The sequence below is a fragment of the Clostridium formicaceticum genome, from assembly GCF_001854185.1.
GTDB classification, from domain to species: domain Bacteria; phylum Bacillota; class Clostridia; order Peptostreptococcales; family Natronincolaceae; genus Andreesenella; species Andreesenella formicacetica.
Genome location: NZ_CP017603.1, coordinates 2175186 through 2198701, shown reverse-complemented (window position 1 = coordinate 2198701; position 23516 = coordinate 2175186). Strand labels below are relative to the sequence as shown.

Here is a 23516-nt window from a genome sequence, read left to right as displayed (position 1 = left end):
ATCTACCAATTACCATATTTTAACTGGCCTTCCCATCCTAAGTAACTCAATTGTTCCTCTAATAATTTCTTGCTTAAAGTATTTATTTCACCGGCATGATTGGAATTCATTAGTACAACTTCAGTAAAGTCATTCATCTCCTCTTTCTTTAGCAGCTGATGTTCCATCAATAGCCTTTTTAGCTGATTAGCAGTTCCCTTATTGCCATCAATAATACTTATTGGCTCTTCTATAAGCTTAGCGATCTCTTCTTTTATAAAAATATAGTGTGTACAACCTAAAACAATAGCAGCTATTTCTTTCATATTGAGAGGCGCGTAAAGTTCCTTTAGATATTGCTGAATTTCTTTTCCCTTCCCGCCTGTCCTTTCAATGATTTCTACTAATCCTGGACAAGGCAGCTTGATAACCTCCTCTTCATTATGTAACGCTTCGATTAAACGATTAAATTTTTTTTCCCTTAACGTAACAGAAGTAGCCATTACAACAATTTTTCCTCTTTTATTTAAAGCCATAGCGGGTTTCAAAGCTGGTTCCATCCCCACAATTGGCATATTTAGTTTACTCCTCAAATCTTCAATGGCTCCACTGGTGGCGGTATTACAGGCAACTACGAGACCCTTAATTCCCTTTTTCAGCAGCTGATTCACTACCTGAAAAGACAGCTCTTTTACTTCTTCTGTAGACCTTACGCCATAAGGAGCATTTTTAGAATCACCATAATAGACATACTTTTCTTTCGGCAAGCAACAAATTAACTGAGCTAAAACACTAATACCTCCAACACCTGAGTCAAACACACCTATAGCCAAATCCTCTTTAGATTCCACGATTGTCATCACCTACCTCATTTCCTTTCAATAAATATGTAGAATAAAATGAGCCTTCCTTCAGGGGAGTTTTCGCTCCCCCTGAACTATAGCCAAATTTATTTCAAGAATACAGTACTTGATCCCCCACTTTCGAAAGTGAGGGTCTTAGCAATACAGCGAAGAATAAAATTTATTTTTCTAGTCTTTGTAGCATTTTTTCTCTCTCTTCTTCATAGCCTTCCTTGCCTAGCAGCGCAAACATATTCTTTTTATAGGTCTCCACGCCTGGTTGATTAAAAGGATTTACGCCTAGTAAATACCCGCTTATACCACAGGCCTTTTCAAAGAAATAAACTAAGTAACCAAAATAGTAGGGGGACATTTCTGGAATACTGATAATTAGGTTAGGCACGCCACCATCATTATGTGCTAATAAGGTGGCCTGAAAAATACTTTTGTTTATATCTTCTACTGTTTTATCTGCTAAGTAGTTTAATCCATCTAAATCTTTTTCCTGTGACTGAATAACAACTTCTTGCTTTGTATTTTCAATATATAAAACTGTTTCAAAAATATTCCTTCTACCTTCCTGAATATACTGCCCCATAGAATGTAAATCTGTTGAGAAATTTACAGCAGCTGGAAAAATACCTTTATAGTCCTTTCCCTCGCTTTCTCCAAACAATTGTTTCCACCACTCTCCTATAAAAAAGAGTGCTGGCTCGTAATTCACTAGGATCTCTACATCTTTTCCCTTATTATACAAAATATTTCTTACTGCAGCATATTGATAACAATCATTTCCTAGGAAAAGGGGCTCTTCTAAATCTTTATAAGCTTTTGCAGCCCCCTTCATCATTTCATCAATATCTATTCCAGCAACTGCGATAGGTAATAAACCTACTGCTGTCAGAACAGAATATCTACCTCCTACATCATCAGGAATAACAAAGGTTTCGTAACCTTCGTTATCGGCCATTGTTTTTAGTGCTCCCTTTTCTTGATCTGTCGTGGCGTAAATTCTATTTTTTGCAGCATCTTTACCATACTTTTTTTCTAGATATTCTTTTAGTATTCTAAAAGCAATGGCTGGTTCTGTTGTCGTACCAGACTTAGAAATAACGTTTAAAGCAACATCTTTCCCTTCAATAACATCTAATAGGTCTTTTAAGTACTTACTGCTCATATTATGACCAACAAAATATATTTCCGGGGTTTTTCTTTTATTTTTTGATAACATATTATGAAAACTATGGTTTAACATTTCTATTGCAGCTCTAGCACCTAAATAAGACCCACCAATTCCTATCACAATTAATACGTCAGAACTTTCCTGAATGTTTTTTGCTACAACTTTTATCTTACTAAATTCTTCTTTATCATATGTTATAGGTAAATCTACCCAGCCTACAAATTCACTTCCTGCACCAGTTTTTTCATGTAACATTTTGTGTGCAACATTAATCATGGGTTCTAGTGAAGCTAATTCATGTCTGCCAATATAGTCCAATGCCTTTGAATAATCAAACCTAATTTTTTCCACCAAAAGACCTCCTAAAAAATGTTAATTAATTCATATCTTAATATTATTATAACAAAAAGTCAAAAAAATCCTACATAAATGTAGGATTTTAAAAATGTTATAATTTTTTCCCTTGTAGACCTATTTGAACTTTATTTACCTTTATATTTTTGTTGGCTTGAGCCACGGCCACATCCACCGCCCTAACAATTCCCTGACAACAAGGAACCTCCATATAAGCTACTGTGATGGATTTTATATGATTCAATGCAATAATCTGTGTTAATTTTTCTGTGTAGAATTCAATGTCATCTAGTTTAGGACAGCCTACTACTACTGCTTTTCCTTTTAATAAATCTAAATGATAGTTTGGATAGGCAAATGGTACACAATCAGCTGTTACTAATAAGTCTGCATTCTCAAAATAAGGAGCATTTACCGGTACTAGTTTTAGCTGTACTGGCCACTGTTTTAATTGTGATTTAATTTTTATTTCAATATCTCCACTACTTACCACTGCTTCAGCATCAGCATTTTCTTCATCAAACTTCATTGCTCTACTTCCAGGACATCCTCCACCATGATGATGATGATGTGGTTGTGGTTGCGGTAAACTTTTTCCTTGTTGCTTCAATAATTCCTCCACTGCTTCTTCGTCAAAATCCGGTGCTTCTCTTTCAATGATTTTTAAAGCATCTTGTGGACAATGGCCTAAACAAGCCCCTAACCCGTCACAATAAATATCACTTACCAACTTCGCCTTACCATCTATAATTTGAATCGCACCTTCAGCACAATTTGGTACGCATAATCCACAGCCATCACATTTTTCTTCATTGATTTCGATAATTTTTCTAACTGCCATGCTAATCCTCTCCTTTGCTTTTTTTCTTAAGTTTATTTTACTATAGGCTGGGGGAATAATATGTGACACTTCTCACAAAATCTAGTGAATTGTATCACATCATAGATACACACTAAGTGAACTCGTCCAGCTAAAGCTGAACATCGGGGAATCAGATGGAGACTCTACTCCACCTGATTCAAAGCCCACTTATAGAAGTGGGGGTCTTAACCCAGTAAAGTATTTGATAATAAGATAAAAAGACTAAGGGATTACATTTGCAGGAAATGAATACAATGTTTAAATAAGCTAAAAGTTGACTATTTCTTAATATATCTTCCGCAGAGAGGGCAGTAGGAAATTTCTTCATCAAATTCAACTTTACAGTTTGCACAATGCTGGATATTTTGTACACTTAGTATCAGTTTTTCTAAACTTTCAATATCTTTTTGTAAATATGCTATCTTATTCACATACTGATCGACATCTTCTCTTGTCAGGCGCTCATACTGCCTCAAATATTGATAGACATATGCTCCCAATTCTTCATAAAGTTCCTCAATTTCTCTTTTTCTTTTATTAACGCTTAAGTTTAACTTATTTACCTCTAAAATCTCTGATGTTTTTTTTCCTATCTGATGCATAGATTGGTAAACGGCTTCCGATAACTTATCTATCAAAATCATCACCTCTCCTTTCTATTCTCCTTTATATATTTTTATTCAGAAATCTCATAATGGTCACTTAAAGTAAAGCTTTTACTTTAAGTTATTTTTAGCTTCTTTCCTACCTTTTTTCCCTTATGTTAAAGTTTTACTTTTATTTATTTGCTAAAAAAATCCTCCTAATGGAGGATTTTTTTAGTTTGCACTTTTGCAAACGATATGATAAATAAAGCAACTGTAGTCTCTACATTACTTTAGTCAATTAGTCTAGTAATTCTCTAATATCTTGTGTCTGGTGATTTTCATACTCTATGACTTCACCTTCCCAGGTTCTGATGGTTACATAATCTTTGCCTCTTGAAATCATATAATTTGGGAATAAAGGTGTTTTTCCTAGGCCCTTAGGGGCATTTAGAATGAAGGTGGGAATTGCCATACCTGAAGTGTATCCTCTTAGATACTCCATAATTTCAAGACCGTCATCAACAGAGGTATTGAAATGAGTTGTTCCTGCTACATGTTTAGCGTGAAAAATATAATAGGGTCTTACCCGACATTTTAATAACTCATGATTTAGAACTCTCATGATATATTTATTGTTGTTTACACCATTTAATAAAACTGCTTGATTACCAAGTGGCACGCCAGCATTTGCTAATTTTTCGCAAGCTGCTTTTGATTCATGGGTAATTTCGATTGGGTGATTAAAATGAGTATTGATATAAATTGGATGATATTTCTTAATCATTTCACAAAACTTATCTGTTACCCTCTGAGGCATGGTCACCATCGTTCTACTGCCTAGTCTTATATATTCTACATGGGGAATTTCCTTTAGCTGGCGTAAAATCCATTCTAAGGTTTCATCAGTAAGGCATAAGGCGTCCCCCCCTGTTACCAAAACATCTCTTATTTCTTCATTTGCTCTTATATACTCTATGGATTCTTGAATCACAGATCTAGGCGTGCCGATATCCTCTTCTCCAATATTTCTCCTTCTTTGACAATGTCTGCAATACATTGCACACTCATTGGTAACATTAATAATCAATCTATCGGGGTATCGTCTTGTTATACTACCTGCAGGGTTTGTATATTCCTCTCCCATAGGGTCAAATTCATTGCAATTATCTTCTAATTCTTTATAAGCAGGAATAGCCATTAATCTGATAGGATCAAACTTATCCTGTGGATTAATCAAGCTTAGATAGTAAGGAGAAATAGCCCATCTAAACTTCGTAGCCACCTCTTGGATTTGTTCCCTCTCTTCTTCCGTTAAATCGATAATTTTATTTAAAGTATCTACGTCAGAAATTCTATTTTTCAACTGCCACTGATAATCCTGCCATTCTTCTTCACTGCCACCTAAAACTTGAAGTATTTTTTTCTTTCTGGCTTCTAATGTATCCGCCAGTTCTAATCCCTTAGGAATTTTTTTTCTTTCTTCTAAGTAATCATCAATCCTGCTTTTTAGTTCAGCTGCTCTTTGCAAAGAAATCTGTCTTTTTTCATTGTCCATTCTCAAACCTCCTCTTATTCTATTATATAATAGTGTGATTTTTACAATTTTTTATACACCTTATATATTAGTATAACTTTTTGAACAAAAAAACGCAAATTAGGCGTCATTTTTTTATTTTATTTGAAATTTAAATTGCACAAAAAAAGCGGCCTAGGCCGCCTTTTTACTTTAATCTATTGGTTAATTCCCCTATTTTTTCAATACTACAAGTTACAACATCTCCAGATTTTATAAGTTTAGGAGGCTGAAAACCCATTCCTACACCAGCAGGCGTTCCTGTAGCAATAATATCTCCAGGTTTTAAGGTCATCCCCTTAGATAAATCACTAATAATATAAGGAATATCGAATATTAGGTTACGTGTATTAGAATTCTGTCTTAGTTCACCATTTACCTTGCAGGAAAGATTTAGTTCAATAGGCAATGGCGCTAAACTTTTATGTAAAATACAAGGTCCCATAGCTGTAAAAGTATCTAAGCTCTTGCCTTTTATCCATTGCGTATGCTTTTGTTGCAAATCTCTTGCAGAAAAGTCATTTAAAATGCTATAACCAAATATATATTCCTCTACATCTTCGGGAGATATATTACTACCTTCTTTGCCTATAATCACCGCTAACTCCACTTCATAGTCAATTGCCTCTGTAACACCAGGATGACTATTTACTTCATCCTCTGGACCAATAATGTAAGAAGCCATTTTCCCAAAATAAACAGGAACTTCTGGTATTTTTGCTGCCATACTATCCTTTAATTCATCTGCATGGTCTTTATAATTCAGTCCAAGACATATTACATTTCTTCTTGGATAGGGAATTGGCGCACAAATTTTTACATCTTTTACATCTACAAAAAGTTCTTCTTTGTTATTTTTGTTTTCTAAGTTCCCTTTTATTTCTCCTATAATATTCTCATTGCAATAGCTAATAAAGTCTATCATATTGGCAGGAATATCTTTTCCTAAAACATCCCTTAAGGCAATAACTTTATTTCTATCCTCACTAAATAATCCTATTTCTTCAATACCTTCTCTTACATAAGTTATAAAATGCATTTTTTTCCCCCTTAATTGAATTCTACTTGAAGTCACTATTTTATTAAAGTTTAACTTTAAGTTTAACTTTAAGTTTAAATTAATTTATTTTATTTTACACAAGTTATATTTAAAATTCAAGTGCAATCTAGCAAAACTTTTTACATGACTAATGTACCATCCTCTTGTTCAATCATTAATAGTACCTGCCTTTGTTCACCTTTATTCGCATCAATATACACTAGATAGTGATCTTCGCCAAATCTTACTTTAAATTCATAGCATAAAATTTCTTTTTTTCCAGCAGTAGGAATAATGGCTAATCTTGTATTTTCTATTTCAACACCACTGGATAGTCTTTCCCTTGCTTCTTCCTCTGATATCTCAGGCTCTTCTATGTCTCTCTCATGATGATTGATTAGGAAACCTTCGGTTTCTAAGCCTATAATCTCTCCATCATCTAGTGCAACTTTTACCTTGATTAAATCTGTATAAACAATTACATCATCCTGCTTGTAGGCAAAATTCATAACACTTTGACCTTCATAGTTTGTAGTATAAGTAGCTACCATATTTTCATAGCCTTTATTGACTAAAAACTCTTCTGCCCTTTTCATTGCCTCTTCTCTATCTAAGGTACTTTCTCCAATTTCTCTAGGATTTAAGTACCAAAGCACTTTTCCTCCTGTTTTACTTACAGCTACTGAAACATCTTGACCATTATTGCCGTTTCTCGTACCCCTTAAGTAATAAGCTGGAATAGAGGTGTTTTCAATTTCTCCTGTTACTTCTATATCTCTTACACTCTCTTCTCTAAAACTCTCCTGTACAACTTGTATGGCTTGATTTTCATCAATGGTTTCACCCTTCATACGAGGCTGTACATCCTTCAAGTGTTCTGAGAAGGGTCCATCATAAATAAGTTCTGGATAATCCTGCATTCTTTCTTCAAAATTAATTAACTGAAATTTTTCCATTCTATCGCTTAATTGAGCTAAATCTCGATTTCCTTCTCTTCTTAAATCGCCAAAGTTTATACCACCTGCTGCGATATTCTGCTGTAATTCTATCAATTGCTGCGACAACAAATTGGCATAGCTATGAAGTTCTGTAAGGGTATTTACTTCTTCTTCATCTAGAATAATCCCCTCTAAGCTTTTGTTGACCATTGCAGTACAATAATCTCCTAGTTGATTTAAAAAATTTTCTGTTCTACGAATCGCTCCATGGTCCAAAGGCAATTGCGTTAGTTTTTCTTGCGCCATGTAGGATTGAAAAACAGTATCATTTAAGTGTTTAACAATATCTTTGCTTCCTCCTGATACCATAGCCTTTGCTAAGTCTACTTGAGCATTTTCTACATGGCCTATTAAATCATAAAACTGTCTTTGAAACTGTATATCTAAGTATGTATGATAATCATTTCTTTCATTATATTGATAATAGCCCCAAATTCCAGTGGCTACTAAAGCTACTGCCAATATGCTGGGAAGTATATATCTTCTCATTCTATCACTCCTTTTTAATTGCCAAATACATGTCTTCCAATCCTTAAGGTAATGGTTCTTGTCCATATCCATGGGCTAGTGGCTGTACCTGGATTCCAAAAGTATAATGCCCCTCCTGTTGGGTCCCAACCATTTAAGGCATCTCTTGCTGCCCTATAAGCTGAATCATTTGGTGCCTCATTAATGGTTCCTCGTTTTACCGGCTCAAAAGCGCAGGGTTGATAAACAACGCCAGCAAGTGTATTCGGAAAATCAGCACTTCTCACGCGATTTAGTATAACTGCTCCTACGGCTACCTGTCCTTCATAGGGCTCTCCTTTAGATTCTGCATGAATGGTTCTAGCTAGTAGATGTACATCATCACTTCTAGATACACCCCTACTGACTGGTGTGGTGGGTGCCGCGGCTTGAGTAGGCATACCAAGCGCCGCCCTTGTTTGAGGCCCTACAACCCCATCAACCACCAATCCATTACGCTGTTGAAACAAGCGAACTGCTTCATAGGTCTGAGGTCCATAGGTACCGCTGATAGGACCATCATAATATCCCCACCTTGTTAACCGATTTTGTAGTTCTGTAACTTCATTTCCACTCGAACCCCAGTATAAGTTTTGTGCATAAGTTTCTTCAAATAACAATGTAATCATGCATAGAATAGACAACGTAAGCAATAAAGGAATTACTATTTTCCTTTTCATTTTTTACCTCCTTTACTATTTTCATTAAAGTACTATTATTTTTATCTGAAGTATCTTAAATTATCCAAAAAAAATAAAAGCCGCTTAGAGGCTTCTAAATTCAAGACGCAAAAAAACCAGTCACCGTAGCGTATAGAAAAATACGTAAGGGTGCTGGTTTCTTTAACTATAAAGAAGATATAAGATTTTCAACAGTCTAAAGACCGTATTTATAAACCTAACAATAGCGTAGCTATATTAAAGTATACAATCAATGCTAGAGCATCTACAATCGTGGTAATCATAGGGCCAGCCATAATAGCAGGGTCTAGCTTCATTTTCTTTGCTAATATAGGTAGCGTTCCTCCAACAATTTTAGCCATCATAATCGTTAATACCAATGTACTTGATACAGTAATAGCAATATTTAAACCTGCTTTTACAAGCAGTAACATCCTTACAAAATTGAAGGTTCCCAAAAACACGCCTACCACTAAACTTACTCGAAATTCTCTCCAAAAGACCTTGAGATAATCTCCTAGCTCTATTTCTCCTAGGGCCATTCCCCTAATAATTAAGGTAGAAGACTGAGAACCAGCATTACCTGCTGTATCCATTAACATTGGAATGGAAGCTGCCAAAATGGCTACTGCCTGCAATACATCTTCAAAACGGCCGATAATTCCTTCTGTAAAGGTGGCTGAAACCATTAATAAAAGCAGCCAAAAAATTCTTCTACGGGCTAAGGAAAAAACCCCCGCATCTAGATATTCTTCTTCAGTGGGTTCCATCGCCGCCATTTTTTGAAAGTCTTCTGTATTTTCCTGATCAATAACATCCATAATATCATCTATGGTTATAATTCCTACTAGCCTGTTTTCTTTATCCACAACTGGTAAAGTTAATAAATCATATTTCTTAAAAAGAACAGCAATCTCTTCTTGATCGTCTAAGGTTTTTGTAGAAATAAAATCTTCATTCATCACATCAGCAATCAATAAATCATCTTCTAAAAGCACTAGTTTTCTTAAGGATACAATTCCCTCTAGCTTTCTTTTTTCATTAAGCACATAACAAGTATAAATTGTTTCCTTATCTACACCTGTTTTTTTAATATGTCCTAAAGCTTCCTTTACTGTCATTTCTTTTTTTAAATCAACATATTCAATCGTCATTAAGCTACCTGCAGAATTTTCAGGATACCTTAAAAACTGATTGATTAACTTTCTCTCTTCCTCTGTAGCAGAAGTTAAAATCCTTTTTATAAAGTTTGCAGGCATTTCTTCTAAGAAGTCAATCATATCGTCGAAGTATAGTTCCTCAATGATTTCTTTCAACTGTGTTTCATGAATAGCACTGACAATATCTTTCCTCTGCTGTGTGGATAAATAGGAAAAAATTTCTGCAGCATCATCTTTTGTTAATAAACGGAACAAAATTACACTATTTTTTTTATCTATTTCATCAAAAATTTCTGCTACATCAACAGCCCTCATCTCTTTTAACTCTTCTTTAAGTACAGCAAACTTTTTTCGTTCAATTAATTCTAAAATTTTTTCATGCATTTTTTCACCTCTCCTATTTTAGAGAAGTTTTTGCACCTAAGGTGGTGGAAAACCCTTCTCTAATCTCTGTCTTTTTACTCCTTGCTAAAGGTTTCTGACTCCCATCGGGAATAGAATCCATTTCCACCACCTCCTTATCTATTATTCCTTAAATTATATATAAAAATATATGTTTAAAAATTAATTTTATCCCTTCGCATATTTACATTTAATACCAGTCCCAACGCCATCATATTAGAAAGCATAAAGGTTCCACCATAGCTGACAAAGGGCAGTGGCTTACCCGTAACCGGCATAAGACCTATCGTCATCCCTATATTAGAAAAAATATGAAATGCCAACATAAAAGTAACCCCAGTAACAATATATGCACCAAAGTCATCTTTGGCATCTCTTGCTATATTAACACATTTTATCAACATAATGATATATAGTATGATTAGCACCGATACCCCTAAAAATCCTAACTCTTCTGCCAGTACAGAAAAAATAAAGTCCGTATGTTTTTCCGGGAGAAAGCCAAACTGACTTTGCGTACCACGAAATAAGCCCTTACCAAAAATCATACCATTTCCTACTGCCATTCTAGATTGTATCGCATGATATCCCTTACCCATAGGGTCTAAATCAGGATTTAAAAAGGTCAATATTCTATCCTTCTGATAAGGCTTCAAAAAGGTAAGCCATGCAAGAGGAACGCTAAACATACCAATTATGGCTGTAATAAAAATATGCTTGTATTTTAGTCCTGCTATAAAAATCATCCCCAAAGTAAAGAAACCAAAAGCCATCGTTGTCCCCAAATCTGGCTGACGAGCAATCAAACCCATCGGCAAACCTGCAAATAAAAGTATTTTTGCTATTGTAGATAATTTGTAAATGGAATCCTTATGATCATCTATCATCTTAGCAAGACAAATAATAATACCAATTTTAGCAAAGTCTGACGGCTGAAATTGAAAGCCTCCTATTCGAATCCACCTATTCGCTCCCCAACTATCCGCACCTGCTCCAAATAACAATACTGACATTAATAATAAGTTAGAAAAAACATATATTGGCATATATAATCTAGCCAATACACTATAGTCAACAAATAAAATAATAATAATTGCTACGAAGCCCATAGCAACAGAGGATATTTGTGTTCGAATATATCTCTCATATCCTAAACTATGGGTGGCACTGGCAATCATAATAATACCTATAATACATATCATTAAGACAACAATAATTAAGCTAAAATTAATTTTTTTGATTAATTTATTTTCTAGTTTCAAGAATGCCTTGCCCCCTAATTCTATAAGTTTACATATTGTATTACATAATTAGTTTACTCTAAGGCTTATTTTTTTTCAACCTTATTTTTATCTTTTTAAAAAAACAAAAGCGAAGCTTCTGCTTCGCTTTTGTTTTTTTATTCTATTATACAGTAAATATGAAATTTACTATCTACCACTCATTGTTCTTTCAGCTTGCTCGATTAATCTTTTAACCATATATCCACCAACATAACCATTTTGTCTAGCTGTTAAATTACCCTTATCAGTTGCTTCATAGTTTGTTAGACCTAATTCACTAGCTATTTCTGTTTTCATTTGATTTAACGCTTGACGTGCTTCTGGAACTACGATTTGGTTTCTACCTGTTTGGTTATTAGTTGCCATTATGTCTTCCTCCTTCCTTGAATGTAATTTGTAGTGTATAACTACAATACTATTATCTGTATTATAAAAGGTTTTAATCATTGTAATATATAACATACATCCTAAAATTTTAATGTACTGGAACAACTTGGATCAAAAAATAGGCACTATGTAAGTACCTATTTTCGAATATGTTCTGTAAACCTTCCTTAGAATCTAAAAGATCCACCAAATAAACATATGATTACTACAAATACTAAAATTAAGTTTTCATCAAATTTTCCCCAAAATCCACATTTGCTTTGAGTTAACAATAAACATAGCACTAGTATAATCAATATGTTAGATTTCCCTTTAAAAATTCCTCCAAAAAAATTGCTAAATACATCATTTTGATTAAGTTCACTCATTCTATTCACTCCTTCATATTATAATTATAATAAATCATGTTCTTATTCTATATTATGTAATGTATAAAAAGATGTGATAGTTACTAGAGGATTTTTAAAAATTTTATTTTACTTGTGACATAGATCATTTTAAAAATTTCCCTATATGGATATGCTATAGATAGCAACTAAATATTATTATTCTTAAAGGAGGCAATTTTATGAGTGCTTTTTTAGGCCCCATTCATCATTGGCTATTTAAAAAAATTGTGTTATTTGAAGAACTAGAAAAAAATATCCTAACAGCTTTGTCAGGTGAAGATTCCAAAAAATTTATAGATCAGTTAAGCAATACATTGCAAGAAAAATATGGTCACTTTATTCCACAAAAACCCTTAGAAGCGTTAATTGATACTGATAATATTCATGGTTGGTTGCAAAAACAAATTTCTATTGTTGAAACACGACATGCGGCTGTGATTAAAGCTTTATCCGATGAATTTGGGAAAGAGGCTTTAAAAACTATAAAAAATGTTTATAGAGAACAGGGTAAACAGCTTGGTTTAGAAGTATCTAAACTAGCAAAACCCTCCGACGCAACTTCTCTATACAAGGAACTAAATAATTACTTATTAGAAGGCATGCCTTGCGATAATGCAAACAACATTCTCGATGCACAGGAGAAGGAAGTGCAGTGGCAAATAACCAATTGTCTGCATAAACCCTATTGGGAGCATGTATCTATGGATACATCTATTATGTATGATTTGCGTTTCACTTGGATTCAATCATTTATAGAACACGCCAATCCTAATTACACTTATATTGTCGATGGAGGAAATCCTTCACAGGCGCCTATACATCGTATCGTATTAAAATAAGACTTAATTCACTTTTAAACCAAAGAACTTTTGTAGTTCTTTGGTTTTTTGCCTGTTTTTACAATGCAAGTTAGCAGAACTTTTGTTAATAATATAAGAAGGAAAGAGAAAATTTTCTTGCAAAACAGTTTTTCTCTTGACAATATTTTATTCGTAAACTAAAAAAACTTATATGGAGGTATTACACTTATGACAACTATTAATAAGCTTCAGCAAGCTTTAAACAGTGCAAAAAGTTTACAAACTGATTTAAAAACTTTCTCTATGGATACAGAGGATCAACAAGCTCAGCAAATGTTCAATCAATTGTCAACAAATCTTGATACTACGATTCAAATGCTTCAAGGAAGAGTAGATTTTGTAAATAGTGAAGAGCCTCAATATTTACAACAATCTTTGGGCATGCAGCAACAGCAAAAAAATCAGCAGCAACTAAATCAACAACTAAATAAAACCAATCAAAATAAACTTAAATAATATTGAAGGGAGAGGTAACTACCTCTCCCTTCAATATTATTTAAGTCAAGCTGATGCTTCTCTACAATAGACATGATAAGCTTGCTGTAAAGCTTTAAAACCGTAAATAGCTAAGTCAATATCTTCTTCTTTTGGTTCTAAAACTGTAAGCCACTGTAATAAGTTCATGTACTTATCCCACCTTCTATTCTTGGAAACAACTTTTTTTAGTATTTGAATAGAAACTAAAAAGAGTAGAAAAAAAGCTATTAGGGATTCTATAGAAAATATCCATAAAACACCGTATAATATGATCATAATTAAAACTAAATTAGAACCACACCTCTTATTAAATCGAGAAGAATTTTTTACTAAGTAATGATTTACATAACCATATTTAATATAGCAATTAATCACCTTATGTTCTGCTCCATGGTACTGAAAAAGCCTAATGATTTTTTTAAGATGCCATAAAAGACAAAGGATTAAAACACCATAAATTCGCCATTTATTTATAGATAAGTAAGGCAGCTTGTCTAAAACAGGGATTTTGAAAATTTCCTCTAAAATAGTAAGTAGTAAGAAACCTATCAGTAACCCCTTATACTTCCTGCTCATTATCCTCCATTGGTAATAAACTACCAAAAAACTAGTGAACAAAAACTTTCCTTCCAATTTTCTTAGCCACTTGGGGGGTAATATCCAAGCAATTTCATATTTGATCTCTTCTTTTACTTTTATTGTTTGGATCTTTAATACATCACAAAAAAAAGTAATTCCATTACTATGGGCGTATCCACCTATTTTCATCTTTTTTCTCCAATCTAAATCAACCTCTACAACAAATTTGCGTTGTATAATTATTTAATGACGTGTCGGAAATAACAAAAAAACTACACAAATAAAATACCTACCTATATTATAGCCTAGAAATATTTTTTTCAAAAGATTTTCGTAAATTTTGATGCAACTCACAGTCTTAATAGAGATATATGGTTATACTAAATATAGAAGTAGTCTTTTATCTCTTTAAAGATACATTTAAACACTTCATATTTCAATAGGATAAATATTGTTTCAACTTATACTTAGAGGAGGGAAAATCAATGAAGGCAGTAAAAACATTGATGGATGAACATCAAAATATTCTTAGAATGTTAAAGGTAATAAGAAAATTATGTTTACAGACCTTTGATACAAAAGAAGTCTACTATAAAGGTTATTATGATGCTATTGATTTTATCAGAAATTATGCTGATAAATTCCATCATGGTAAAGAGGAAGATATTTTGTTTGAAAAAATGTCCTCAGAATTAGGTACAGCTATCAAACAAGGTCCCATTTATGGTATGTTGGCAGAACATGATTTAGGAAGATTATTTGTACAAAACTTAGAGGAGGCCTTAAAAAAGGCACAAGAAGAGTCTGAAGAAGCAAAATTAGACATCGTAGCCAATGCTACAGCTTATATGGATTTATTGTATCGTCATATTGACAAAGAAGATACTGCCATCTTTACTTTTGCTGAAAAGAGTTTTGATGATGCTATGCATCAAGAAATAGATACATTATTTGAGAATGCCAAAGAAAGATTAGATAGTGTAAATACTGAAAAAAAATATATCACTTTACTAGAGGATTTAGAAGCCTATGTTAGCAGTTTGTAACAAACAGTGAACTCCTCCAGCTAAAGCTGAACATCGGGAAATCAGGTGGAGAGCCTACTCCACCTGATTGAAAGTCCCACCTACGCTAAACAAAATCACGCTTTTTCCCTGGCCACCAAAAGTGGCTTTTTTATAATATTATAGACTATTAGTCCATTTGCCACATCGGTCTCCCCACATAGCCACCACTTTTCTATCTAATTCTACTTTAATGACTTCACAATGATTTGAACAATCTCCACATTCGAAGGTAGAAGGTTTGAAATCTAATTCTGCTGCTTCAAATCCTCTAAAGTTACTAGGTCCTTCTGTTTCCTGAATATATTCCTTAGCTAAAATAGCTGATCCTAAGGCCCCCATAATATTAAAGTATTTAGGGATAATTACCTCATGACCAATTTCTTTTTCAAAGGCTGTTTTAATACCTTTATTTGCTGCTACTCCCCCTTGGAATACATAGGGAGGTTCTAACTTCTTACCTCTGCCTAAATTATTGATATAATTTCTTACTAAGGCTTCACAAAGACCTTTTATAATTTCTGCTTTTGAAAATCCAAACTGTTGTTTTGCAATCATATCAGACTCCGCAAAAACTGTGCACCTTCCAGCAATTCTTACATCTCTTTCTGCCGCCAAAGCCATATCGCCAAACTGCTCTATAGGAATTCCCAGTCTTTCTGCCTGATGATCTAAAAAAGAACCTGTTCCAGCTGCACAAACCGTGTTCATAGCAAAATCCACAACCATTTGATTTTCTATAATAATAATTTTAGAATCCTGCCCACCTATTTCAAAAATTGTTTTTACATCAGGCACTACTTGTGCTGTAGCAGTAGCATGGGCAGTTATTTCGTTCTTCACAACATCTGCCCCCAGCATTACCCCTACCAACTGCCGTCCACTACCAGTTGTTCCAACACCACATACTTGAATGTTTTGAGGTAGGCTTTTTCTTAATTCTACCATTCCCTTCTGTACAGAATCTAAAGGCTGTCCATTTGTTCGAACATATTGACTATATAATACTTCATAATCTTTATTAATAACAACGATATTTGTACTAACTGAGCCTACATCTATTCCTAAGTATATTTCCTGCACACCATTCATCTCCCTATGATATTTTTTTTCTTCTTTTTCCCTTTATTAGATCAAGAAATGCTTCAATTCTTGTTAAATTATTGGCTGTGCCAGTTTGTTCATCAATAGAAAGGGTTAATACTGGAATATTTCGTTCCGCTGTAATTTTAGGAATAATACTTTGTGAAACTAATTCTGGTAAACAACCAAAGGGCATCAAATGAACAACACCATCAAAACCTCTCTCACTATAGTCTACAATATGTCCTACGGTTTGTTGTGCATGTCCTCCTATTGCAATAGGAATATATTGTTCTCCCTTTTTTAAAATTTCAGTTTCATGTGTGTGATTTATAAATTGAGGTAAAGCATTGTAATTAATCCATTGGGATAAATATTGAGAACGTTCTACTTCTGCTCCTAATGAGCCTAATAATTCCTCAAGCTTCATATTAATCGAAGCCTCCATCACCACATAAATCTCTCCTACAATTCCTATTCTTATTTTATTTTCTTCCTTTACCGGCACTTGCTTTATTTCTTCCAGCATCAGCTTCCCTTTTTCAAAAGCTTCTTTTATTGCTTTCTTCGTATAGGCTTGATCGAAGAGCTGTTGAATATTTTCCCATACTTTAGTAGTTTCTCCTTTTTTTAATTCATAGGCTCTAATTTGTTGTACCTTTTTTTCTAATATATCTAGTTTCTTAATCATGTCATAGACCAGTAAAAGAGATCGACTTAGTCTATACCATGAGCTTTTTCCCTTTACTCTTATAAGATTTCGAAAAAACATTTTATAGTCTCTAAACATAGAGTCAAACACAATAAACTCTACCGGATAATTTTCTTCTTCCAAAATACGGCTATGTACCTTTTCATAAAATCCAGCTCTACAAGGGCCATGTCCTCCTGAGGTAATAATCACCTCTGCTCCCTTTTCTATCGCCTCCATGTAACTGCCCATGATAACCTTTAAAGGGAAACATGCAAACTCTGGACTGTATTTTACGCCTAAATTAATGGTTTTTTGACTGGGTTTTGGAGGCATGATTACTTCGTGGCCTAATAGCTCTAAGAGTTTTTTATATACCACTGTTGTTCCCATATAGGGAAAAGATACCTTCATCTTCACGCACCTCTTTGTACTTTGAATTTTTTCCGTTTGATCATATCTACAAAAGCTTCTATTCTTGTTTGAAGATGATTCTCACCTGAATGTTCATCAACCCTTACTGTCATAAAGGGCTTTTTATAAAGAGAAGAATCAAGCTCCAATAATTTGCCCAGCAAAGAATCTGGACCACAGCCGAAGGCAGTTACATGAATTAATCCATCTACTTCTTCATCCTTATAGAAATGATAGCCTGCTGCTAAAAGTTTATCACTAAAGGTCCAAAACAGAGTTTTTGACATGGACTTCAGTTGCGCTTCTATCTCCTTCTCCTCTAACATCTCAAAGGTCCTAACCCTAACCCCCATTTCTCTCAACTTCCCTAATATATCCATGCTAATAAAAGGATCATATATGTTGTATACATAACCTAATAACCCTATTGTTACATCAGTTTTCTCTTTGCTTATTAGGTTCACCTGTTCTCCATGCCTTTTTTCCAGCACAAAATCACAAGCCTCCATAGCAGAATAACCTTTTTTGCTATATTCCCTAAAATTAATCCATACTTTTTCTGCCTTTTCTAATGCATGTTTATTTTGCGTAGGACTTATAGCAAGCTTATTTCCAAAGATACTATGCTTAAAAGCACTGGCTATATTATCATTTTTCGTATCAATCGAGGGCATGATGAGCTTTTCTTCTATACCCTCTATAGAATGTCTAATCATATCTGGTAGTCCCATAAATTTGGGACAGAAAAATTGACCCTTTTTTATAGAAACAAATCTTGGTATAAAAATGTAATCCACTTCTTTCTCCAGCAACATTAACACATGCCCAATATATACCTTGATAGGTACACAGATTTCTGGTACAGAGGCCTTTACACCTTGATCAATAATATCCTTTGTCGTGGGAGAAGTCGTCACCACTTCTAAACCTAGTTCTTCAAAATAAGTCTTCCAAAAAGGATAGTAATAAGCATAAAGCAGACTCTGGGGAATTCCTATTTTCACAGCTTTTACCTCCAGTCATTTTCTATTGATTTACTTCGCTGTTAAATTTTTATCAAAACAATCCTAGTAACATCTATATACACAATATACATTTAAAAAAGTAAGATTATGTCATCAATCCACTTACATCTTTGCTTTCGCTGAGGTAAGTTAGAATAGGTAATTTTTTTATATACGTTATATTCCACACAAAAACCTTTTTTCCTCTCCCGATTACTATGAATTTTATAAAAATCTTTTCTTATAGATGCGCACTTCTAAAGTTAAATTTTAATATACACGGTCTACGGTTTCGCCTTAGCTAAAAAACGTAGCCAAGGACTGCAAATGCAGCCCTTAGTACATTAAAATTCACAGGCGTATGTCTTTGTATAAGATGCATAAAAAGACTCCAACCAAGTAGGAGTCCAATTGTTATAGTAATTGAGGTTTTGTATTATTAAGAACAGCTAGGCTTTTTTTAAGTAAGTCAATCATCTCTCTTTGAGACTCCATTTCTATAAAGTTTTCCTCCGCCCACTTAAGACTCTCTTGAAGATATTGGATATCAAAAGTTAAGTAACGTTTCGTCCGCTCCTGAAGCTTTTCACATTCCTGAATGAGATGCTTTTCCAAAATTAGAGCTTTGTTTTTTCTTCTTTTCAGCAACCATTTTAAGGACGTATAAGAAGTTGCTCCCATTACCATCGCCCTTAACAAATCAAAAATGAACTTTTCTTTATGAGAAGATTTCTTAAGTGAATAACGACTTTTCTTGAAACTATCACTAAAAAAGAAGGTAGTTAAAGATGCACCTATTGCAGTAGTTGTTAAAGCAACTTCCTCTAAACCTTCATATCTTAAATAACCACTAGGGATATCCCTAAAAAAGTTTTTTTCTCTTTCATCTTCCTCAATAAAGAAAACCATATGTTCCTCTGTTATACCTAAAATTATCTTGATTTCGTTAAAAAGTTCTACTTCTTCTGGTGCCTCATAATAATCACACTTCATCATTATCATTAAATCTTTTATTAAAGAAAAACGAACAATATTTTTCTCTTGTTCATTAAGCTCCCTGTATAGCCTTTTGCATAAAGAATCCATATCAATCTCTAACTTATCCATTTGTTTTAAAAATAACTTTCTTTCTTCCTTTCCCAGCTGTACCTTAGCCATAAACCTATAAAACTGTGCTGCTTCTAACGAATTTATTTTTTCATCTATATTGGCCATCGTAAGCAAAGTCTTTAAGTAATTGTATTTTATTTCCGGGGGCATCTCCATTAAATTTCTTATTTTTGTCTTCATTATTTTTTCACCTTCATTTATATAATGTTGAGTATGCATTTAATATTCTCCAAAATTTTCTAAATTCCTTTATTTTTTATTTTATTTGCTATCCTCTATATAGAATTTTATTGATAACCTATTTTCTATTGTATTTTTCTATACACGTTTAAAATTTAACACTTTTCCTTTTTTTGTGTTATAATAGTTTTACAGGGGGAAGTTATATAGAGACTAAAAGATATGGGGTAGATGATAAATGATGGATAAAAAAGAAATACAAAAAAGACGAATTATGAGTTATTTTATTGAAGCAACCAATAAGATTATAGAAGAGGAAGGTATAGAAGCTATTACGGTTAGAAAAGTAGCAGATCTAGCAGGGTATAATAGTGCTACGATGTATAATTACTTTGAAAATCTAGATCATTTGATTTTTTTTACTTCTATGAAGTATTTAAAGGAATATGCTGTTGCGTTACCTGAATATCTTAGGGGTGCTGAGGATTCACTGGATAAGTACCTACGTATTTGGAAATGTTTCTGCACCCACTCTTACGGTAATCCTAAAATCTATCAATTGATTTTCTTTGAAAAGTTTTGTGATTCTTTAAAAGATTCCATTAGGGAATACTACAATATTTTTCCTGAAGAGCTAGGAGAACAACCTGAAGAGCTCCTTCCTATGCTCCTAAAGCAGAATATCCCTGAGAGAAATTTGCCCTTACTAAAAACTTGTGCTAAAGATGGTTTCCTTCAAGATGAGTACTTAGACGAGGTGAATGAAATGACTTTAGTTATTTATCAAGGTATGTTTACTAGAGTTCTTAAAAACCAAGTAGACTATAGTGTTGATGAAGCCGTGGATAGAACGCTGCTGTATATTAAGAAAACAATTGAAGCCTATGAAGGACCCATAAAATAAGCATCCTGTCTTTTAGACAGGATGCTTATTTTATGTTTTAAAACCTAATTAATCAAACTTTTCATCACTTTTCAATGCCTTCATCAAAGAAACCATAGAAAGAATCATTACGATCACAAAGGGGAATGCCGCTGCAATAGAACCTATCTGTAATGTCGTAAGACCCCCAGCAAGCAGTAAAGATACCGCTAATAAGGACTGTACCAATCCCCAAATAATTTTCTTTGAATTACTTGGATTCAAATCTCCATTAGAAGACATCATGCCTAATACAAAGGTTGCTGAGTTTGCTGATGTAATAAAGAAGGTACATAGCAGGAATACCGCAACAAAAGAAATAATGCTTCCAAGTGGATAATTCCTCATCACTAGAAACAGAGCTGTCTCTGTGGTTTGTATTGCTTCTGTTGCTACATCCATTCCCAAGTTCATGCCTAAGGTTCCAAAGGTAGCAAACCATACAAAGGAAGCTAAGGATGGTGCTACAATTACACCTATAACGAACTCTCTAATGCTTCTTCCCTTTGAAATACGGGCTATAAATGTCCCTACAAATGGTGCCCAGGCAATCCACCAAGCCCAATAGAATACCGTCCAGCCTCCAGTCCAGCTGTTGTCTCCGAAGGCTTCGATACGAAAACTATCTCGGATAAAATCTGTAAGATACAACCCTGTTCCGTTAAGGAATATATTGATCATTTTAACAGTGGGCCCTACGATAATAGATAGACCTAATATAGCAATGGCTGCGATTAAATTAATATCTGATAAGAGCTTAATTCCTTTTTCAATTCCTGTTACCGCTGTCCATATATAGATAAATGTCACAACAGCAATAATGATAATATTCACTAAGGTAGTATTTGGTATGCCGAATAAGAAGTTTAAACCACCATTAATTTGCAGCGTCCCTAAGCCCAGTGACGTAGCTACTCCTGCAATGGTTGCAAATATAGCTAAAATATCAATCGTTTTCCCTATTGGTCCATTGATTCTTTCTTCTCCTAATAGTGGAATAAATACACTACTAATTAAACCCGGTTTGTTTTTTCTAAATTGAAAATAAGCTAGTGCAAGACCAAAGATACTATAGTTAGCCCATGGATGAAAACCCCAATGTAAGAAGGAAGTCTTCATGGCGAAATTTGCTGCTCCAGCTGTTCCTCCCTCTAAACCGAAGGGTGGGTTGACAAAGTGATTTAATGGCTCCGCCACACCCCAGAATACCAGACCAATTCCCATACCTGCTCCAAATAACATGGCAAACCATGAGGTGTTGCTGTATTCTGGTACAGAATCATCTGAACCTAGCTTAATTTTTCCATACTTACTGAATGCTAAAAATCCAGCAAAGGCTACGAATGATAACATTGATAACAAGTACATCCAGCTAAAGTTTCCAACAACAAACTCATAAAATCCATTTGCTGTGTTTTCAAAGTTTTCTGGGGAAAATATTCCCCAGAAAACAATAGCAAACACAACCACCAGCGAGATATGAAACACCTTATTATTTTTTTTCATTTCTTGCATATGGTTTAGCCCCTTTTGTTATAGAATATATTTAGTTTTTTACATAGTTTTTTAGATAGTTTTTTAGATTTTTACTTTAAATACTGTTTGTTCTTGAATATCGGTTTCTAGTGATTCTAAAGCAACCCCTACTCTATGATAACGTAGTTTCCATTGCTCTTCTTTTGTTGTTTCTGGGTGACCTAAAGGATATGGAATAGAGATGGTTGGCACCATTCTATTAGATCCAACAGTTTTAGCAACTGGAATTAGATTTGCCATTTGTACAATGGTGATACCTGCTTTTTCAATTTCTTTTACCATCGTTGCACCGCAACGTGTACAGGTACCTCATGTGGAGGTCATGATAACAGCGTCCACGCCAGCTGCCTTAAGATCCTCTACAATTTCTCTACCCATTCTTGCTGCTTCCCCTTGGGTTGTTCCTGTTCCAACGGTTGTATAGAAATAGTTATGAACAGAACCAATTTTTCCTTCTTTTTCATAAGCTCTTAATGCATCTAATGGAACGATTACATTAGGATCTGCATCTGCTGCTGCAGGGTCAAATCCAGCATGGATAGTTTTAAATACCCCTGCTTCTAATCTGTCCATACCAGTGACATCATATTTACCCCATCTTGTAGCAGAAGCTGATTGAATTCTATCAGGGTTCTCTACTGGTACAATACCACCGGTTGTAGCTAAAGCGATTTTAGCATTTTTTAGGTCTTTAATAGGTTCTGCAATAGCTACTAAATCAGATGGAGGAATTGGCAGCTCTGTTTGGAAAGCTTCTCCCTTAATCTTTTTAAGCAACATATCTATAACTCTTTCAGTAGCTGGCACTGCAGGATTTAACCATTTTTGGTGTCTTTTTTCTCTGCCATAATAACCTTCTTCTTCAGCAGATAAAAGTTCTTCTCCAGTTAAAATCTTCTTACCAAAATCAGCCATTGCTTTTACATCTTTTCTCATGGCTGCCGCACTGGCACCACCCTTAAAGATATACATTTCTTTTTTAAACATTTCCACACCAGGGTTCTCATCATTCATAGAGCTAACTACTGGTACGCCGAATTTTTCCTTAACAGCTTTAGAAATGTGGCCGCATGCACTTCCATATCTTCCTGCTCTAAAAGCTGGTCCTGAAAAGAATATATCGAATTCCTTGTCTGCTAAAAACCCTAATATGGTTTCAACCGCCTCTTCCTGTCTAGAACCCATAAAGTTGTCTCCACAGATGATAGTATGGGTTACTTCTGCAACATCACCTAATTGTTTATCTAGTTCCATTGCAGGTCCTACTAATCCTTCCCTTATCTCAGGAGCATGATCCGCTAGTTCTTCTCCACCAATTTGTCCAAAGAATTGATTTAAATATAAGATTGCTTTCTTTTTCATCTTTAGCAC

23 protein-coding genes are annotated in these 23516 nt (G+C 34.2%); 4 read left to right on the top strand and 19 right to left on the bottom strand.

Annotated features, from left to right (window positions below):
- Positions 1–2: 2 nt before the first annotated feature.
- From murI to BJL90_RS09870, 12 genes are all read right to left on the bottom strand, one after another.
- Positions 3–839 (bottom strand): glutamate racemase, encoded by an 837-nt coding sequence (murI, locus tag BJL90_RS09925; protein WP_070973142.1) that lies wholly within the window; start codon positions 837–839, stop codon positions 3–5.
- Between the two features lie 163 nt (positions 840–1002).
- Positions 1003–2355: a glucose-6-phosphate isomerase gene (locus BJL90_RS09920; RefSeq protein WP_070967294.1), complete on the bottom strand. Its 1353-nt coding sequence runs from the start codon at positions 2353–2355 to the stop codon at positions 1003–1005.
- 97 nt (positions 2356–2452) lie between these two features.
- On the bottom strand, positions 2453–3199 hold the full coding sequence (locus BJL90_RS09915; protein ID WP_070967291.1) for an ATP-binding protein: 747 nt from the start codon (positions 3197–3199) through the stop codon (positions 2453–2455).
- Positions 3200–3498: 299 nt separating this feature from the next.
- Complete coding sequence (locus tag BJL90_RS09910; protein WP_070967287.1) at positions 3499–3864, bottom strand: hypothetical protein; 366 nt, start codon at positions 3862–3864, stop codon at positions 3499–3501.
- A gap of 241 nt (positions 3865–4105) precedes the next feature.
- Complete coding sequence (gene eam / locus BJL90_RS09905; RefSeq protein ID WP_070967284.1) at positions 4106–5362, bottom strand: glutamate 2,3-aminomutase; 1257 nt, start codon at positions 5360–5362, stop codon at positions 4106–4108.
- A 166-nt stretch (positions 5363–5528) separates the two neighbouring features.
- Complete coding sequence (locus BJL90_RS09900; RefSeq protein WP_070967280.1) at positions 5529–6419, bottom strand: fumarylacetoacetate hydrolase family protein; 891 nt, start codon at positions 6417–6419, stop codon at positions 5529–5531.
- A gap of 140 nt (positions 6420–6559) precedes the next feature.
- Positions 6560–7906 (bottom strand): germination protein YpeB, encoded by a 1347-nt coding sequence (ypeB, locus tag BJL90_RS09895; RefSeq protein ID WP_070967277.1) that lies wholly within the window; start codon positions 7904–7906, stop codon positions 6560–6562.
- A 14-nt stretch (positions 7907–7920) separates the two neighbouring features.
- Positions 7921–8604 carry a spore cortex-lytic enzyme gene (gene sleB / locus BJL90_RS09890; RefSeq protein WP_070967273.1) on the bottom strand — a complete coding sequence of 228 codons (684 nt, stop codon included), beginning with the start codon at positions 8602–8604 and terminating at the stop codon, positions 7921–7923.
- 209 nt (positions 8605–8813) lie between these two features.
- Positions 8814–10148 (bottom strand): magnesium transporter, encoded by a 1335-nt coding sequence (mgtE, locus tag BJL90_RS09885; RefSeq protein WP_070967270.1) that lies wholly within the window; start codon positions 10146–10148, stop codon positions 8814–8816.
- Positions 10149–10321: 173 nt separating this feature from the next.
- Positions 10322–11428, bottom strand: coding sequence for a rod shape-determining protein RodA (gene rodA / locus BJL90_RS09880; RefSeq protein WP_070967268.1), 1107 nt, complete (start codon positions 11426–11428; stop codon positions 10322–10324).
- A 168-nt stretch (positions 11429–11596) separates the two neighbouring features.
- Positions 11597–11815 carry an alpha/beta-type small acid-soluble spore protein gene (locus BJL90_RS09875; RefSeq protein WP_070967265.1) on the bottom strand — a complete coding sequence of 73 codons (219 nt, stop codon included), beginning with the start codon at positions 11813–11815 and terminating at the stop codon, positions 11597–11599.
- Positions 11816–12003: 188 nt separating this feature from the next.
- Positions 12004–12204, bottom strand: a complete 201-nt coding sequence (locus tag BJL90_RS09870) for a hypothetical protein (protein WP_070967262.1) — start codon at positions 12202–12204, stop codon at positions 12004–12006.
- Between the two features lie 200 nt (positions 12205–12404).
- Here BJL90_RS09870 and BJL90_RS09865 point away from each other — a divergent pair, with 200 nt between their 5' ends.
- Together BJL90_RS09865 and BJL90_RS09860 are read left to right on the top strand one after the other, a co-directional pair.
- A complete protein-coding gene (locus BJL90_RS09865) occupies positions 12405–13064 on the top strand; it encodes a hypothetical protein (protein ID WP_070967259.1) in 660 nt (219 codons plus the stop codon).
- Between the two features lie 189 nt (positions 13065–13253).
- Entirely contained in the window at positions 13254–13541 is a 288-nt protein-coding gene (locus BJL90_RS09860) for a DUF1657 domain-containing protein (protein WP_070967256.1), read from the top strand.
- 45 nt (positions 13542–13586) lie between these two features.
- Here the strand turns inward: BJL90_RS09860 and BJL90_RS09855 are convergent, their stop codons facing one another.
- Positions 13587–14330, bottom strand: a complete 744-nt coding sequence (locus BJL90_RS09855) for a DUF1385 domain-containing protein (protein ID WP_070967253.1) — start codon at positions 14328–14330, stop codon at positions 13587–13589.
- Between the two features lie 296 nt (positions 14331–14626).
- Here BJL90_RS09855 and BJL90_RS09850 point away from each other — a divergent pair, with 296 nt between their 5' ends.
- Positions 14627–15187 carry a hemerythrin domain-containing protein gene (locus BJL90_RS09850; protein WP_070967250.1) on the top strand — a complete coding sequence of 187 codons (561 nt, stop codon included), beginning with the start codon at positions 14627–14629 and terminating at the stop codon, positions 15185–15187.
- Positions 15188–15325: 138 nt separating this feature from the next.
- Here the strand turns inward: BJL90_RS09850 and BJL90_RS09845 are convergent, their stop codons facing one another.
- The 4 genes from BJL90_RS09845 to BJL90_RS09830 all read right to left on the bottom strand — a co-directional run bounded on the left by BJL90_RS09845 (position 15326) and on the right by BJL90_RS09830 (position 19687).
- Positions 15326–16288, bottom strand: coding sequence for an acyl-CoA dehydratase activase (locus tag BJL90_RS09845; RefSeq protein WP_070967247.1), 963 nt, complete (start codon positions 16286–16288; stop codon positions 15326–15328).
- A 13-nt stretch (positions 16289–16301) separates the two neighbouring features.
- Positions 16302–17393 (bottom strand): acyl-CoA dehydratase activase-related protein, encoded by a 1092-nt coding sequence (locus BJL90_RS09840; protein WP_070967244.1) that lies wholly within the window; start codon positions 17391–17393, stop codon positions 16302–16304.
- Between the two features lie 2 nt (positions 17394–17395).
- Complete coding sequence (locus BJL90_RS09835) at positions 17396–18397, bottom strand: acyl-CoA dehydratase activase-related protein (RefSeq protein WP_070967241.1); 1002 nt, start codon at positions 18395–18397, stop codon at positions 17396–17398.
- Between the two features lie 414 nt (positions 18398–18811).
- On the bottom strand, positions 18812–19687 hold the full coding sequence (locus tag BJL90_RS09830; protein ID WP_156778755.1) for a hypothetical protein: 876 nt from the start codon (positions 19685–19687) through the stop codon (positions 18812–18814).
- A 238-nt stretch (positions 19688–19925) separates the two neighbouring features.
- Between BJL90_RS09830 and BJL90_RS09825 the strand changes: the two genes are divergently transcribed.
- Positions 19926–20591: a TetR/AcrR family transcriptional regulator gene (locus tag BJL90_RS09825; RefSeq protein ID WP_236905060.1), complete on the top strand. Its 666-nt coding sequence runs from the start codon at positions 19926–19928 to the stop codon at positions 20589–20591.
- Positions 20592–20639: 48 nt separating this feature from the next.
- Here BJL90_RS09825 and BJL90_RS09820 read toward each other — a convergent pair whose 3' ends face one another.
- Together BJL90_RS09820 and grdH are read right to left on the bottom strand one after the other, a co-directional pair.
- Positions 20640–22124 carry a glycine betaine uptake BCCT transporter gene (locus tag BJL90_RS09820; RefSeq protein ID WP_335617837.1) on the bottom strand — a complete coding sequence of 495 codons (1485 nt, stop codon included), beginning with the start codon at positions 22122–22124 and terminating at the stop codon, positions 20640–20642.
- A gap of 63 nt (positions 22125–22187) precedes the next feature.
- Positions 22188–23507, bottom strand: a complete 1320-nt coding sequence (grdH, locus tag BJL90_RS09810) for a betaine reductase selenoprotein B (protein ID WP_081561931.1) — start codon at positions 23505–23507, stop codon at positions 22188–22190.
- Positions 23508–23516: the final 9 nt, after the last annotated feature.